This is a genomic window from Actinomadura formosensis (assembly GCF_050948385.1).
Taxonomy (GTDB): Bacteria; Actinomycetota; Actinomycetes; order Streptosporangiales; family Streptosporangiaceae; genus Spirillospora; species Spirillospora formosensis.
In genome coordinates, this window is record NZ_CP192011.1 from 2,511,806 (window position 1) to 2,527,228 (window position 15,423).

The 15,423-nt window shown below is 72.0% G+C and carries 14 protein-coding genes; 12 read left to right on the forward strand and 2 right to left on the reverse strand.

What is annotated here, in order from left to right; genetic code table 11:
- Positions 1 to 107: 107 nt before the first annotated feature.
- The 5 genes from ACQP1N_RS11880 (at position 108) to ACQP1N_RS11900 (ending at position 5,290) form a co-directional block, all read left to right on the forward strand.
- Positions 108 to 866, forward strand: coding sequence for a YdcF family protein (locus tag ACQP1N_RS11880; protein ID WP_433231147.1), 759 nt, complete (start codon positions 108 to 110; stop codon positions 864 to 866).
- Positions 867 to 896: 30 nt separating this feature from the next.
- A complete protein-coding gene (locus ACQP1N_RS11885) occupies positions 897 to 2,171 on the forward strand; it encodes a deoxyguanosinetriphosphate triphosphohydrolase (RefSeq protein WP_067802298.1) in 1,275 nt (424 codons plus the stop codon).
- Between the two features lie 116 nt (positions 2,172 to 2,287).
- The gene (locus tag ACQP1N_RS11890) at positions 2,288 to 3,514 is read left to right on the forward strand and encodes an NAD(P)/FAD-dependent oxidoreductase (RefSeq protein ID WP_433231150.1); all 1,227 of its coding nucleotides are present in this window, start codon (positions 2,288 to 2,290) and stop codon (positions 3,512 to 3,514) included.
- Positions 3,515 to 3,583: 69 nt separating this feature from the next.
- Positions 3,584 to 4,756 (forward strand): MFS transporter, encoded by a 1,173-nt coding sequence (locus ACQP1N_RS11895; RefSeq protein ID WP_067802304.1) that lies wholly within the window; start codon positions 3,584 to 3,586, stop codon positions 4,754 to 4,756.
- A 72-nt stretch (positions 4,757 to 4,828) separates the two neighbouring features.
- Positions 4,829 to 5,290 (forward strand): GtrA family protein, encoded by a 462-nt coding sequence (locus ACQP1N_RS11900; protein ID WP_067802308.1) that lies wholly within the window; start codon positions 4,829 to 4,831, stop codon positions 5,288 to 5,290.
- Between the two features lie 88 nt (positions 5,291 to 5,378).
- Here the strand turns inward: ACQP1N_RS11900 and ACQP1N_RS11905 are convergent, their stop codons facing one another.
- Positions 5,379 to 6,248: an LLM class F420-dependent oxidoreductase gene (locus tag ACQP1N_RS11905; RefSeq protein WP_067802310.1), complete on the reverse strand. Its 870-nt coding sequence runs from the start codon at positions 6,246 to 6,248 to the stop codon at positions 5,379 to 5,381.
- A gap of 142 nt (positions 6,249 to 6,390) precedes the next feature.
- On the opposite strand from ACQP1N_RS11905, the gene dnaG reads away from it, so the two are divergent.
- From dnaG to efeB, 5 genes are all read left to right on the forward strand, one after another.
- Positions 6,391 to 8,313 (forward strand): DNA primase, encoded by a 1,923-nt coding sequence (gene dnaG / locus ACQP1N_RS11910; RefSeq protein WP_067802313.1) that lies wholly within the window; start codon positions 6,391 to 6,393, stop codon positions 8,311 to 8,313.
- 72 nt (positions 8,314 to 8,385) lie between these two features.
- The gene (rpoD, locus tag ACQP1N_RS11915; protein ID WP_433232673.1) at positions 8,386 to 9,531 is read left to right on the forward strand and encodes an RNA polymerase sigma factor RpoD; all 1,146 of its coding nucleotides are present in this window, start codon (positions 8,386 to 8,388) and stop codon (positions 9,529 to 9,531) included.
- Positions 9,532 to 9,660: 129 nt separating this feature from the next.
- A complete protein-coding gene (locus ACQP1N_RS11920) occupies positions 9,661 to 10,128 on the forward strand; it encodes a YbjQ family protein (protein WP_067802319.1) in 468 nt (155 codons plus the stop codon).
- A 121-nt stretch (positions 10,129 to 10,249) separates the two neighbouring features.
- Complete coding sequence (gene efeO, locus ACQP1N_RS11925; protein WP_433231156.1) at positions 10,250 to 11,380, forward strand: iron uptake system protein EfeO; 1,131 nt, start codon at positions 10,250 to 10,252, stop codon at positions 11,378 to 11,380.
- Between the two features lie 28 nt (positions 11,381 to 11,408).
- Positions 11,409 to 12,641, forward strand: a complete 1,233-nt coding sequence (efeB, locus tag ACQP1N_RS11930) for an iron uptake transporter deferrochelatase/peroxidase subunit (RefSeq protein WP_433231158.1) — start codon at positions 11,409 to 11,411, stop codon at positions 12,639 to 12,641.
- Between the two features lie 65 nt (positions 12,642 to 12,706).
- Here the strand turns inward: efeB and ACQP1N_RS11935 are convergent, their stop codons facing one another.
- Positions 12,707 to 13,957 (reverse strand): molecular chaperone DnaJ, encoded by a 1,251-nt coding sequence (locus ACQP1N_RS11935; RefSeq protein WP_067802329.1) that lies wholly within the window; start codon positions 13,955 to 13,957, stop codon positions 12,707 to 12,709.
- Positions 13,958 to 14,155: 198 nt separating this feature from the next.
- Between ACQP1N_RS11935 and ACQP1N_RS11940 the strand changes: the two genes are divergently transcribed.
- Both ACQP1N_RS11940 and ACQP1N_RS11945 read left to right on the forward strand, forming a co-directional pair.
- On the forward strand, positions 14,156 to 14,731 hold the full coding sequence (locus tag ACQP1N_RS11940) for a TerD family protein (protein WP_067802334.1): 576 nt from the start codon (positions 14,156 to 14,158) through the stop codon (positions 14,729 to 14,731).
- 76 nt (positions 14,732 to 14,807) lie between these two features.
- Positions 14,808 to 15,386 carry a TerD family protein gene (locus tag ACQP1N_RS11945; protein WP_067802337.1) on the forward strand — a complete coding sequence of 193 codons (579 nt, stop codon included), beginning with the start codon at positions 14,808 to 14,810 and terminating at the stop codon, positions 15,384 to 15,386.
- Positions 15,387 to 15,423: the final 37 nt, after the last annotated feature.

The following is a 15,423-nucleotide window of genomic DNA, read 5'->3' on the forward strand; positions in this document are numbered from 1 at the left end:
GCCGCCGGAAGGCCGCGGGTTCTTCGCCACACGCCGTCCTCGCGAACTTCGGGCACGTGCCGCACGATCTCAATAGTGTGTCCGATGCGATGACGTTGGAAGTTGAAATGCCGGAGCCCCAGCCCGAAGAGCCCGCCGCCGAGGAGCCGGAGGCCCGCCCGCGCCGCCGCCGGTCGCCCTGGTTCACGATTTCGCTGAGCATCGTCCTCGGGCTGCTCGCGACCGTCGTGCTGACACCGCTGACCGTCGGCGCGCGGGTCTGGTACCAGGGCCGGCAGGACGAGCGGCCCCGTTCCGACGCGATCATCGTGCTGGGCGCCGCGCAGTACAACGGGGTGCCGTCCCCGACGCTGAAGTGGCGCCTGCAGCACGCTCTCGACCTCTACCGCCACGGTGTCGCGCCCGCCATCGTCACGGTCGGCGGCAAGGCGCCCGGCGACAACTACACCGAGGCCGGCTCCGGCCGCACCTGGCTGATCGAGAAGGGCGGGGTGCCGGCGGCCAAGGTCTTCGCGGTGCCCGTCGGACGGGACACGCTGGAGAGCCTCCAGGCCGTCGGCCGGGAGTTCGACCGGCACCACTGGAAGTCCGCGGTGATCGTCACCGACCCGTGGCACGGGCTGCGGTCGAAGAAGATGGCCGCGGACCAGGGCATCGAGGCCGCCGCGTCGCCGACCCGCAGCGGACCCAGCGTGCAGACGCGCGACACCCAGTTCAACTACATCGTCCGCGAGACCGGCGGGTACCTGTCGTACGTGCTGCTGGGCAAGAGCGTCCAGGTGCCGGACGAGACCGCCAAGCGCATCCGCACCGACCCGTCCGGTACGCCCGCGGCCCCGTCGTCGTCCGTGTCGCCGAGCCGCTGAACCTGATCGTGCCCCGTACCCTGGAGGGACATGACGAGCGACATCACCGAAGGCTATGCCGCCCGCGACCGGCGGCGGTGGGCGCCCGAGCCCGCCAAGCGCCGCGACCGGACGGCGTTCGAACGCGACCGCGCCCGTGTCCTGCACAGTGCGGCGCTGCGCCGGCTGGCGGCCAAGACCCAGGTCGCCTCGCCCGGCGCGGACGCGGCGGCCGACACCGTGCAGAGCCTGCGCACCCGGCTGACCCATTCCCTCGAATGCGCCCAGGTCGGCCGCGAGCTGGGCAAGTCGCTCGGCTGCGATCCCGATCTGGTGGAGACGGCGTGCCTGTCCCACGACATCGGGCATCCGCCGTTCGGCCACAACGGCGAGCACGCGCTCGACATCGTCGCGCGCGACTGCGGCGGCTTCGAGGGCAACGCGCAGAGCCTGCGCGTCCTGACCCGGCTGGAGCCGAAGTCGTTCGCCGCGGACGGCCCGCCCCTGCACGGGCGCAGCGTCGGCCTCAACCTGACCCGCGCCGCGCTGGACGCCGCCATGAAGTACCCGTGGCCGCAGGCCGACGCGGTCAACGGGAAGTTCGGCGTGTACGACGACGACATGGACGTCGCGCGCTGGGTCCGGGAGGGGGCGCCCGCGGGCCGGACGTGCTTCGAGGCCCAGGTCATGGACTGGAGCGACGACGTCGCCTACTCCGTCCACGACCTGGAGGACGCGCTGGTCGCCGGGCACGTCGACTTCGCCCGCCTCGCCGACCCCACCGAGCGCCGTCTCGTCGCCGCCACCGCGGTCAAGCTGTACTGCCCGGACGCCGCCCTCGCCGAACTGGAGACGCGCTTCACCGCGCTGCTCGCCGAGCCGTACTGGCCGGACCGCTACGACGGCACGCCGCGCAGCCTCGCCGCGCTGAAGAACCTGACCAGCACGCTCATCGGGCGGTTCTGCCTGGCCGCCGAGACCGCGACCCGCGCGGCCTACGGTGACCGGCCGCTGACCCGGTACGCGGCGGAGCTGATCGTCCCCCGGGCGCAGCGGCTGGAGAACGCGCTGCTCAAGGGCATCACGGCGCACTACGTGTGGATCAGCCACGAGGAGGTCAGGGCCCGGCAGCGGACGCTGATCACCGAGCTGGCCGAGATGATGCTCGCCGGCGCGCCCGGCACGCTCGATCCCGGGTTCCGCGCCGCGTTCGTGGACGCCGCCGACGACGCGGCCCGGCTGCGCGCCGTCATCGACCAGATCGCCTCGCTCACCGACCTCTCCGCGATCGCCCGGCATCGGCTGCTGGGCGGCCGGCCCGGCTGATCAGCGCGTTTCCGGCGGGCGTGGTGCGGAATATGCCTCTGGACGCGCCCGGCGCCCCTTGTTTCGGCAGAGGGGCCGCTGTAGGGATGGCTAAAGGTCAACTACAGGAGGTCGCCATGCCCGAGGAGACGTTCGTCATCGCCGGAGCGAGCCTGGCCGGAGCCAAGGCGGCGGAGACGCTCCGCGAGGAGGGCTTCGCGGGCAGAGTCCTGCTGATCGGGGACGAGATCGAACGGCCCTACGAACGGCCGCCGCTGTCCAAGGGCTTCCTGCTGGACAAGGAGCCTCGCGAGAAGGCCCACGTCCACGAGGCGGACTGGTACGACGAGCACGGCGTGGAACTGCGGCTCGGCACGTCCGTGGCGTCGATCGACCGGGGCGCGCACCAGGTGCGGCTGTCCACCGGGGAGCCGGTCTCCTACGACAGGCTGCTGCTGGCGACGGGCGCGTCGGTGCGGCGCCTGGAGGTGCCCGGTTCCAAGCTGCAGGGCATCCACTACCTGCGCACGATGGCCGACTCGGCGGCGCTGAAGCAGGCGCTCGCGCACGGCGGCCGGCGCGTCGTGGTGGCGGGCGCGGGCTGGATCGGGCTGGAGACGGCCGCCGCCGCCCGTTCCTACGGCAACGACGTGACGATCATCGACCCGGAGCCGACGCCGCTGCACGCCGTCATGGGGCCCGAGCTCGGCGGGATGTTCGGCGACCTGCACCGGGAGCACGGTGCCGACCTGCGGCTCGACCAGGGGGTCGCCGGGTTCTGGGGCGCCGGGCAGGTGTCGGCCGTCGTCACCTCCGGCGGCGCCGAGGTGCCCGCGGACGTCGTGATCGTCGGCATCGGGGTGCGGCCCAACACCGGGCTGGCGGAGGAGGCCGGCCTGGAGGTCTCGGACGGCGTTCTCGTCGACCAGTCGCTGCGCACGTCCGACCCCGACATCTTCGCGGCCGGCGACGTCGCCAACGCCTACAACCCGCTGCTCGGCCGGCGCATCCGCGTGGAGCACTGGGCGAACGCGCTGAACGGCGGGCCCGCCGCCGCCCGCGCCATGCTCGGCCAGGACGTCGTCTACGACCGGATCCCGTACTTCTTCAGCGACCAGTACGACCTCGGCATGGAGATGTCGGGCGTCGCGGCGCCGGGGGAGTACGACGAGGTCGTGTACCGCGGCGAGGTGCCCTCCCGGGAGTTCATCGCGTTCTGGCTGTCGGGCGGCCGGGTCGTCGCCGGGATGAACGTCAACGTGTGGGACGTCACCGGGGACGTCCAGGCGCTGATCCGCTCCGGGCGCCCGGTGGACACCACCCGCCTCGCCGACCCGGCGGTGCCGCTGGCCGGCCTCGCCTGAGCCGCGCCGCCGGGCACACCGCGGGAAAACCGCACTGGGAGGTCCGGCAGGCCACGTACAGTCTTCCGGATGGCCTCGGAGCAGTTCGCGGCGCTCGGCCGGGCACGTGTCGCGGTGACGCTGGCGTTCACCGCGCATGGGCTGCTCGCCGCCGCCTGGGTCGCCCGCATCCCGCAGATCAAGGGGCATCTCGGGCTGGGCGAGGGCGCGATGGGCGTCGCGCTGCTCGGCGCGCCGGTCGGCGTCGTGGCCGCCGTCCGGTTCGCGAGCCGGATCGTCGCCCGGTGGGGAAGCCGGGGGACGACCGTCGCCGGCGGGGTCGCCGCCGCGCTGTCGCTGGTCCCGCTCGGCCTCGCCTGGAACCTGGGCGCGCTGGTCTTCTCGCTGCTGCTGCTGGGCGCCTCGCTCGGGCTGATGGACGTGGCGATGAACGCGCAGGGCGTCGCCGTCGAACGCGGCTACGGGCGCCCGCTGATGTCCGGCCTGCACGGCGCGTACAGCATCGGGACGCTGATGTCCGCGCTGGCCGGGGCGGGCGCCGCACACGCGGGCGTCCCCGTCGCGCCGCATCTTTCCGCCGCGGCCGTGCTGCTGGGCGCCCTCGTGGTGATCGGCTGCCGCGGGCTCCTGGGCCGTTCGGCCGACGTCCGCCCCGGGCCGGCGGACGGCCGGGCGGGTCCCGCGCGGTCGTCGTCGCGGTGGCCGCTGACCATGCTCGGGATCATCGGGCTGTGCTCGTTCGTCGGCGAGGGGGCCATGGCCGACTGGAGCGCCGTCCACCTGCGGGAGGACCTCGGCGCCGGCCCCGGTACCGCGGGCCTCGGCTACGCCGGATGCGCGGTGGCGATGACCGCCGGGCGGCTCGGCGGGGACCGGATCGTCGCGCGGTTCGGTCCCGTCCCGGTGCTGCGCGCCGGGTCGCTGGTCGCCGCGCTCGGCCTCGCGGGCGGGCTCGCCGCCGGTGACCCGGTCGCGGCCGTGGCCGGATTCACGCTGTTCGGCCTCGGTGTCGCGGTCGTGGCGCCGGTCACCTTCAGCGCGGCCGGGAACCTCCCCGGGGTGCCCGCCGCGGCCGGGATCTCCCGGGTCACCGCGGTCGGCTACGCCGGGCTGCTCGGCGGCCCTCCCGTCATCGGGTTCGTCGCGCAGGGCGTGGGGCTGGCATGGGCGCTGGCCATTCCCGTGGTGCTGGCCGGGCTGATCGTCCTGCTGGCGCCGGCGGCCGCCACGGCGGAAGGCTGACGGCGGCGCTCGTTGATCTTTTCTCCGGGTGGACACATTCGCATAAGTCCCCCTCGGGTAAGGTCTGGACGAGTGAGTACCACGCAGCGGTCAAGACCGATGGAAACGGTCTCGTCCGCCCCGGCGTACCGGACATTTCTCCGCGAACTGCTGAGCTTCGGCTTCGTGGGGTGCGTCGGCACGCTGATCATGATCTTCGGCGCCAACCTGATGCGCGCGTGGCTCGGCGGCAGCCCGGTCACCAGCGTCGTCGTGCCGACCGTCGTCTCGACGCTGACGTCCTACCTGCTCAACCGGCACTGGACGTTCCGGCACCGGGACAGCGACGGCTCCGGCCGGGAGGTCGCGATCTTCTTCGCGCTGAACGGCGTCGGGCTGCTCATCCAGGTGCTGTGCACCGGCTTCACCTACTACACCCTCGGCCTGCACGGCGGTATCGCCTACAATCTCGGGCTGCTCGCCGGCCTCGGCCTCGGCTCGGTGTTCCGCTACTGGTCGTACAAGAAATGGGTGTTCACCCCGGCCACCGTATGAACCGGGGGCGTGGGGGACGAGGCCCGCGACCTGCACGCCTGGCCGGTCACGGTGGCGGCGCGCCTGCGCCGTGCTCGGCTCCCCGGTGTCAGCGGCCCGCCGGGACGATCTTCTCGGTCCGGGTCTGCGCCTCGCCGAGGACGCCCGCGAGGTCCTGACCGGTGCCCTGGGAGAAGATCACCTGGTCGATGCCGTGTTCGGCGAGCCGCCCGACGGCGTCCACGACCTGGTCCACCGACGGATCGCCGGTGAAGCGGCCCAGCGACGTCTTCTCGATCTCGGCGTAGTCGCGTCCCTCACGCTCGCAGTGCTCCCGCAGGACGTCCAGCTTCCGCGGCAGTTCGTCGCCGTCGAAGAGGTTGCACGCGTCGGCGTACCTGGCGACCAGCCGGAGCGTCTTCTTCTCGCCGCCGCCGCCGATCAGGATCGGCGGGTGCGGGGTGCGCAGTGCGGGCGGCGAGTTCAGCGGCCGCTCCAGCGTGAAGTGCCCGCCCTCGAACGCCGACTCGTCGCCCTTCCACATCCGGTGGGCGATCTGCAGCGTCTCCTCCAGCCGTTCGAACCGCTCGGCGGTCGGCGGGAACGGGACGCCGAGGCCGCGCGCCTCCTGATCGTTCCACGCCGCGCCGATGCCCAGCCACGCGCGCCCGCCCGACAGGACGTCCAGCGTCGTCACCGTCTTCACCAGGATGCCGGGATGGCGGTAGACGGCGCCGGTGACCATGGTGCCGAGCGTGATCCGCTCGGTCAGCGCCGCCGCGTACGCGAGCGCGGAGTAGCCCTCCAGCATGGGCTCCTCCGGCGGGCCCACCATGTCGATCTGGAAGAGGTGGTCCATCACCCAGAACGAGTGCAGCCCCGCCTGGTCGGCCGCGCGGGCCATCCGGCCGAACGCCGGGCCGATCTGCTCCGGCCCGCCGGGAAAGGTGAAGCTGGGGATCTGGATTCCGATGCGCATTGCGGTCCTCGGCATTCCTCGTGGTCGGCTGTCCCTCACGCTCCATCCTGGAGGACGCGAGCTCCGGCCTCCAGCGGAGAACGCCGGCCGGTTCGGGTGCGGGCGCACCGGATGTCGGGCCTCCACCGTAGACTCCTTCGTCGTGGCAGGCCGGATTCGCAACGAGGACATCGCGCTCGTCCGCGAGCGCGCCTCCATCGCCGACGTCATCGGTGAGTATCTGCAGCTTCGCAGCGCGGGCGGCGGCAACCTCAAGGGCCTCTGCCCGTTCCACGACGAGAAGTCGCCGTCGTTCAACGTGACGCCCTCGCGCGGCCTGTACTTCTGCTTCGGCTGCGAGGCGGGCGGCGACGTCATCAAGTTCGTCCAGGAGATCGAGCACCTGTCGTTCTCCGAGGCGGTGGAGCGGCTCGCCGCCCAGGCCGGGATCCAGCTTCGCTACGAGGACACCGGCGGGCACGGCCCCCGGCGGGACGGCGGGCAGCGCGCGCGCCTGATCGAGGCGCACCGGGCCGCCGCCGAGTACTACACCGGGCAGTTGAACTCCCCCGAGGGGGCGATCGGCCGCAAGTTCCTGTCCGAGCGCGGCTTCGAGGCCGCCGACGCCGCCCGCTTCGGCGTGGGGTTCGCGCCCCGCGAGTGGGAGGGGCTCGTCCGGCACCTGCGCGGACGCGGGTTCGCCGACCGCGACATCGTCGCCGGAGGGCTGGCCAAGGAGGGGCGGCGCGGCCCGATGGACCGGTTCCGCGGCCGGCTGATGTGGCCGATCCGCGACCTGTCCGGCGATGTCATCGGGTTCGGCGCGCGCCGGCTCTACGAGGACGACGACGGCCCGAAATACCTGAACACCCCCGAGTCGCCGCTCTTCCACAAGGGCTCGGTGCTGTACGGGGCGGACCTGGCGAAGAAGGAGATCGCGCGGCGCAGGCAGGCGGTGGTCGTCGAGGGCTACACCGACGTGATGGCCTGCCACCTCGCGGGCGTCCCGACGGCGATCGCCACGTGCGGGACGGCGTTCGGCGACGACCACATCAAGGTGCTGCGCCGGCTGCTGATGGACCAGGACGAGTTCCGCGGCGAGGTGATCTTCACCTTCGACGGCGACTCGGCCGGCCGCAAGGCGGCGCTGCGCGCGTTCGACGACGAGCAGAAGTTCGTCTCGCAGACGTTCGTGGCCGTCCAGCCGGACGGTCTCGACCCGTGCGACCTGCGCATCCGGCACGGCGACGCGGCGGTGCGCGACCTGGTCGCCTCCCGGCTGCCGCTGTTCGAGTTCGCGGTGCGCAGCGCGATCGAGCAGCACGACCTCGACACCGTGGAGGGGCGGCTGGCCGCGCTGGACGCGGCGGCCCCGGTCGTCGCCGCCATCAAGGACCGGTCGCGCCGGCACATGTACACCGTCAACCTGGACCGCTGGCTCGGCATCATGGACGAGCAGTTCGTGCTGCGCCGCGTCCGCGAGCTGGCGAACCGCCGGCACGGGCGCGCTCAGGCCGCAAACGGCCACCCCGGCCGGCGCGCGGAGCACGGGCGGGGCGAGCACGGGCGGGGCGGTGAGCCGCAGGCGCCGAAGCGGCCCGCGTTCGACCTCGCCGACCCCGAGGTGCAGCGGGAGCGGGAGCTGCTGAAGCTGGCCGTGCAGCGTCCGGCGCTGCTCGGGCCGGGGTTCGACGAGGTTCCGGCGGAGGCGTTCATCGCGCCGCCGCACGCCGCGGTCCGCGCGGTGATCGTCGCGGCGGGCGGCGTGACGGCGGCCCGGAACGTCGCGGAATGGGTGTCGCTGCTGCTGGAGAGCGCGCCGGACGACCAGGTCAGAGACCTGATCACCAAGCTCGGAGTGGAACCGGTACGGTCCGCGCAGGAATCGGATGACCGTTATGCCGCGGACCTGCTCGCCCGTATAAAGGAACGCCAGCTCACCCGCATGATCGCGGATGTGAAATCTAAACTCGGACGGCTGAATCCGGTCGAGGCGCAGGAGGAGTACCACCGGCTCTTCGGCGATCTTGTCGCGCTTGAGCAGCAGAGACGGGTGTTGCGGGAGCGAGGGCTTGGATCACAGTAAGTCAAGGGACCGCAAAAATGGGTCCTGTGATCTAGGGCTTCTTTGACGCAGACTGTCTGCGTGGGCCCTTCGGTGCTGCCAAGCGAGGCGCCATCGGTTGATCAGGTGGCGGACCTCGTCGCACGTGGTAGAGAACGCGGCGGTGTGACCGTCGAGGACGTCGCTGCCGCGCTCGATCGCTCGGACTTGCCGGACGACTCCCTGGAGCGGGTCGTCCGGATGCTCGCAGAGCAGGGGGTGGAGGTCCTCGAATCTCAGCATGAGACCGAGGACGTCGCGCGAGCGGATGAGGGAGACCTCGGCAAGCGGGCGCCGACGAGCGACCTGGTTCGGATCTACCTGAGAGAGATCGGTCGCGTACCGCTTCTCACGGCAGAAGATGAAGTAGAACTCGCGAAATCGATCGAGGCGGGGCTGTTCGCCGAGGAGAAGATGGCGCGTACCGCCGTCCTCGCCCGCGGCGAACTGCTGGACCTCGAACTGCTCTCCCGCGAGGGTATGCGGGCGAAGCAACGCCTGATCGAGGCGAACCTGCGGCTGGTGGTCTCGATCGCGAAACGCTACGTCGGCCGGGGAATGCTGTTCCTCGACCTGATCCAGGAGGGAAATCTCGGACTCATCCGCGCGGTCGAGAAATTCGACTACACCAAGGGGTTCAAGTTCTCGACCTACGCCACCTGGTGGATCCGGCAGGCGATCACCCGGGCGATCGCCGACCAGGCCCGGACGATCCGGATCCCGGTCCACATGGTGGAGACGATCAACAAGCTGGTCCGGGTGCAGCGGCAGATGCACCAGGACCTCGGCCGGGAGCCGAGCCCGGAGGAGATCGGCCTGGAGATGGGGCTCCCGCCCGCCCGGGTGGTGGAGATCCAGCGGATCGCCCAGGAACCGGTCTCGCTGCAGTCGCCGATCGGTGAGGAGGACTCCGACCTCGGCGACTTCATCGAGGACGCGGACGCCGTCGTGCCGATCGAGGCCGCGGCGTTCATTCTTCTCCAGGACCAGCTGGAGGACATCCTCGGCACCCTGTCGGAACGGGAGCAGCGCATCATCCAGTTGCGCTTCGGCCTGGCCGACGGCCATCCGCGCACCCTGGAGGAGGTCGGCCGCGAGTTCGGCGTGACGCGGGAGCGCATCCGGCAGATCGAGTCCAAGACGCTGGCGAAGCTGCGCCACCCGTCCCGCGCGCAGATGCTCCGCGAATACCTGGAGTGACGGCCGGCCCGCGAGGGCGCCCCCGGCTCCACCGCCGTCCTCCCGGCCACGCCGCCGGGAGGACGGCCGTTCGGCCACGACTCTGGCGATTCGTCGCATTTCGTCCTGACGGTCCTTTACCGTGGTGCCATGCTGATCGTGACGACCGATGGCGTGGCAGGGTATGAGATCAGGAGCGTCCTCGGGGAGGTTCTCGGGACGTCCCTCCAGGTCGATCAGGGGGCGGGGCCCCAGCCCGGGCAGGGCGGCAGCAGCGCGACGTTCCGGGTGACCGGGGAGCGGCCGGCGGTGAGCCTGGCCGCGGCGCGCCGCGAGGCGGTGGAACGGCTCGGTGAGGAGGCGCGCCGCAAGGGCGCGAACACGGTTGTCGGTATGCGCTTCGACACCGCCGCGGTGGGCGGCGGCTTCGAGGTCTGCGCCTACGGAACGGCCGTCTGGGCGGAGCCGGCGGGGCAGCAGCGCGACCAGGGGCCCCAGTACCGGCAGGCACCGCCCCAGCAGCAGGGGCATCTTCCGCCCTACGGGGACCCGCAGCCGGGCGGTCCGCCGATGGCCGCGCGCAACCTCACGATGGGGCTGCACGACCGCCCCCGCTGAACGGCGCCGCCGCGCCGCGCGACGTGGGATGACTCACTGTCGCGGGGGTCACTTGACGAGCTGAGGTTAGCTTTCGCTAATTTAGGTAAGCCTAACCATTTGCTCGCTCCTGGAGACCCTGATGCGTCCTGTGTCCGTCCTCGCCCTCACCGGTGCCGCCGCCGTGTCGCTGTCCCTGCTCTCGGCGTGCGGCGGTGACGGCGGCAAGGCGGACGCCGCGGGCGCCGTCCCGGTGACGGCGACCGACGACACGTGCGAGGTCGCCAAGACCGACCTCAGCGCGGGCAAGACCACCTTCAAGGTCGCCAACAAGGGCTCGAAGGTCAACGAGTTCGAGGTCCTCAAGTCGGACGGCAAGATCCTCGCCGAGCGGGAGAACATCGGCCCCGGCACCACCGTCGACTTCGTCGTGAACCTGCCCGCCGGCCAGTACAGGCTGCTGTGCAGCGCCGGGCAGACCGGCAAGGGCCCGTCCCAGAACATCACGGTCAGCGGCGGCTCCGCGAGCGGCGACGCGCGGCTGGGCAAGGCCGCCGCCGACTACAGGGCGTTCGTCATCGTCCAGCTCGACGACACGATCGCCAAGACGCGCACGTTCGTCGACGCGGTGAAGGCGAACGACGTCGAGAAGGCCAAGGAGCTGTACGCGCCCTCCCGCGTCGGCTGGGAGACGATCGAGCCGGTCGCGGAGAAGTTCGGCGACATCGACCCCAAGGTCGACGCCCGCGAGGCCGACCTCAAGCCGGAGGAGAAGAAGGACTGGTCCGGCTGGCACCTGCTGGAGAAGGCCCTCTGGAAGGACGGTTCGGTCAAGGGCAAGGAGAAGTACGGCGACCAGCTGCTGAAGGACCTGGACGTCCTGAAGTCGCGGCTGCCCGGCCTCACCCTCGACCCGGTCAACGACATGGCCGGCGGCGCCAAGGAACTGCTGGACGAGGTCGCCACCGGCAAGGTCACCGGCGAGGAGGAGGCGTTCAGCCACACCGACCTGGTCGACTTCAAGGCCAACGTGGACGGTGCCAAGAAGATCTACGAGCTGCTCAAGCCGGTCGTCCAGGAGCGGGACGCCCAGCTCGCCGGGGACCTCGACGACAACTTCGCCAAGGTCGAGGCGCTGCTGAAGAAGCACGAGAAGGGCGACGGCTACGTCTCCTACGACAAGGTCGGCGAGGGCGACCGCAAGGAGCTGGCGGACGCGGTGAACGCGCTGGGCGAGCCGCTGTCGAAGCTCGCCGGGGCCGTGGCGAAGTGATCGGCGAGGACGAGAGGGCGGTGGCACGATGACGCGGACGCGGTCCGGGATGTCCCGGCGCAGGATGCTCGGCTTCTCCGGCGCGAGCCTGCTGGCCGGCGCCGCCGCCGGCGCGGGCCTGGACCGGGTGGCGCTGGCCGAGGGGGACGAGGGCGCCGGCGCCGCCGTCGCGTTCCACGGCGCGCACCAGGCGGGCATCGCCACCCCCGTCCAGGACCGGCTGCACTTCGCCGCGTTCGACGTGACGACCGGCGACCGCGGCCGGCTCGTCCGGATGCTCAGGGAATGGACGGCCGCGGCGGCCGCCATGACCGCCGGCAGGCCCGTCGGGGACGGCGCGGTCGGCGGGCCGCCGGTGGCGCCGCCGGACGACACCGGCGAGGCCCTCGGCCTGCCGCCGTCCCGCCTCACGCTGACGATCGGGTTCGGCCCGACCCTGTTCGAGAAGGACGGCGAGGACCGGTTCGGTCTCAGGGCGCGCCGCCCGGCGGCGCTGGTCGACCTGCCGCACTTCCCCGGCGACAACCTCGACCCCGCCCGCAGCGGCGGCGACATCGCCGTGCAGGCGTGCGCGGACGATCCGCAGGTCGCGGTGCACGCCGTCCGGAACCTGGCGCGCATCGGGTTCGGGACGGTGGCGGTCCGCTGGTCGCAGCTCGGGTTCGGCAAGACGTCCTCGACGACGCCGGACGCGCAGACCCCGCGCAACCTGTTCGGGTTCAAGGACGGCACCCACAACATCGGCTTCGACGACACGGCGTCGCTCGACCAGCACGTGTGGGCGGGCAAGGGCGACGGCGCCGGCTGGATGGCGGGCGGCTCCTACCTCGTCGCCCGCCGCATCCGGATGCACATCGAGACGTGGGACCGGACGTCGCTGCGCGAGCAGGAGGACATCTTCGGCCGCAGCAAGGGCGAGGGCGCGCCGGTGGGGGAGAGGAAGGAGCGCGACAGGCCCGTCCTGGCGCGGATGAAGCCGGACTCGCACGTCCGCCTCGCTCACCCCGACTCCAACCACGGGATGCGCATCCTGCGGCGCGGCTACTCGTTCACCGACGGGACGGACGGCCTGGGCCGGCTGGACGCGGGCCTGTTCTTCGTCGCGTTCCAGCGCGACCCGCGCACCGGGTTCATCCCGATCCAGAAGTCGCTGGCCACCGACGCGCTGAACGAGTACATCCAGCACGTCGGATCGGGCGTCTACGCGTGCCCGCCGGGCGTCCGCGAGGGCGGCTACTGGGGCGACACCCTGTTCGCCTAATGGTTCGCCTAGTGGTTCGCCTAAGGGGTCGTCTAGCGGGTCGCCCGGGGGGTTCGCCTGGGGCCCTAGCCCCGCGCGGCCCGTTCCGCGCGGATGCGGGTCACGACGTCGCCCGCGGCGGTCGTGATGGCCTCCAGTTCCTGGAGGTAGGCCCAGTAGTCGGGGTTGACGCCGGTGAGCCGCTTCGACGCGTTCTCCAGCCGCTCGACGAGCCCGTCGAGCACCCGGACGTGCTGCGGCGCGGGCCCGCCCGGCTGAGCCATGGCGAGGCGCTGCGCGTCCCGCACCGCGAACCGGGCGCCCTCCGCCGGCCCCGCCGGGTCGGCGGCGACCTCCCTGAGCCGGTCGACCCGGCCGGTGACCTGGCCGGCGCGGCGGTCGGCGGCGTTCAGCTCGGTGCGGGCCGCGGTGAGCGCCTGCTGCGCCTGCCTCCACTCGGCCCGGGCGAGGTGCGCGGACGCCTCGTTCAGCCGTTCCCGGGCCCGGGAGACGGCCGCCTCGATGGCATCCGGTGCGCCCCTGAGGTCCTGCCAGCAGGTCTGCGAGTAGCCGCGCACCAGTACCCTCATCGCGTCCTGGACGGGCCCGACGCGATGGGCGACGGCGTCCGCCCGCGTCCTGGCGGACGCGAGCGAGTTGCGCACCTTCTGCGCCATCTGCGGCAGCTCCGCGGCGGCCTCGCGGGCCCGCCCGGCGATCTCGCGGACCTCCTCGGCCTTGCGGATGGCGCCGTCCAGGCCGAGCCCGCCGAGGCCCTGCGAACCGAGCTGCGCGAGGGCCTGCCTGGCGCGGTCCAGCTCCGCCTCCGGGCCGGAGGCGTCCATGCCCGCGTTCTTCGCGGCGGTGACGGCGTCGGCGGCGGCGGCCACCGCGTCGCGGGCGGCGGTCAGCCGGGGCGGGAGCTGGTCGAGCGCCGCCTCCAGCCGGGCCATGCGCGGGGCGAGCCGCTCGGCGAACCCGTTCAGGTTCCGGGTGATCTGCTGCAGCCGCTCGGTGGACGCGGTGAACGCCCGGCGGGCGGCGTCGTACTCGGCCGGGGAGCGGTCCCGGTCATCGAGGTCGTGCGCGTCCAGGACGGAGATGTAGGCGACGGCCGCCGCGTCCGCGGCCTCCGACAGCCCGGCGAACTCCCGCCGGGCGGGTTCGGCCGCCGCCGCGTCCAGATCCTCGAACACCGTCACACGGCCGTCGATGTACTTCTGCGCCTGGTCCATGTCGTAGAAGGCGGTCGCGGCCGCCTCCCTGGCCTCGATGGCCGCGGCAGCCGCCTGCGTCCCCCTGCCACCCCGGCGGCGCTGGTCGCCCGGTCCCCGCAACGCTGCCTCCCTTCGTCCCTGCCCAGTCTGGCGCAGCCGGCCGGTATTCGCCCCCTTCGGGCGGCAGACCAGGACCCAGGAGGTATCGGACAGCATCACAGGTGCACAACGGATGGAACGGATAGCATCGCTGCAGCGTCGATAAGGCTGAGGCGCCAGGTCGGCGCCCGGTCCGGCATGCGATCTTGGAGGCCAATCGTGCCCGTCAGCCTGAGCAAAGGCGGCAATGTCTCGCTCACCAAACAGGCGCCCGGACTGACCGCGGTGACCGTCGGTCTCGGCTGGGACCTGCGCACCACCACCGGCACGGATTTCGACCTCGACGCCTCCGCCCTGGTGCTGGACGCCTCCGGCAAGATCATTACCGACCAGCACTTCGTGTTCTTCAACAACCTGCGCACCCCGGACGGCGCGGTCGAGCACACCGGCGACAACACCACCGGCGCCGGCGAGGGCGACGACGAGCAGCTCAAGATCAACTTCGGTGCGATGCCGGCCACCGCCGAGCGGGTGGCGTTCGCCGTGTCGATCTACGACGCCGACAGCCGCGGGCAGAACTTCGGGCAGGTCCGCAACGCCTACATCCGGGTGATGAACCAGGCCGACGGGTCCGAGATGGCGCGCTACGACCTGTCCGAGGACGCCTCGATGGAAACCGCGATGGTCTTCGGTGAGCTGTACCGCAACGGGACGGAGTGGAAGTTCCGCGCGGTCGGCCAGGGCTACGCGTCCGGGCTGGCCGGCATCGCGATGGACTTCGGCGTCACCCTCTGACCGGACTCCCCGGCCTGAACCGCCTCGTCAGGCCGCACCGCCTCATCAGCCTCATCAGGAAGGGAGTGGCCCGAACATGGGAGTATCACTCGCCAAGGGCGGCAACGTCTCACTGACCAAGGCCGCGCCCAACCTCACCGCGGTCACCGTCGGCCTCGGCTGGGACGTGCGCGCCACCACGGGCGCCGACTTCGACCTGGACGCGTCCGCGCTGATGCTGGGCGCCACCGGCAAGGTCATGTCCGACCACCACTTCGTGTTCTTCAACAACCTGAGGAGCCCGGAGGGCTCGGTCGAGCACACCGGCGACAACCTGACCGGTGAGGGCGAGGGCGACGACGAGTCGATCAACGTCGACCTCACCTCGGTGCCGGCCGAGTGCGAGCGCATCGTGTTCCCGGTGTCGATCTACGACGCAGACAACCGGCTGCAGAGCTTCGGCCAGGTCCGCAACGCCTTCATCCGGATCGTCAACCGGACGGACGGCACCGAGCTCGCCCGCTTCGACCTCACCGAGGACGCCTCCACCGAGACGGCCATGGTGTTCGGCGAGCTGTACCGCTACAACGGCGAGTGGAAGTTCCGGGCCGTCGGGCAGGGGTATGCCTCCGGTCTGGCGGGTATCGCGACGGACTTCGGCGTCAACGTCGGCTGAGGGCCGGCCACCCCGCATCCCGGCCGTCCCGCCCGGC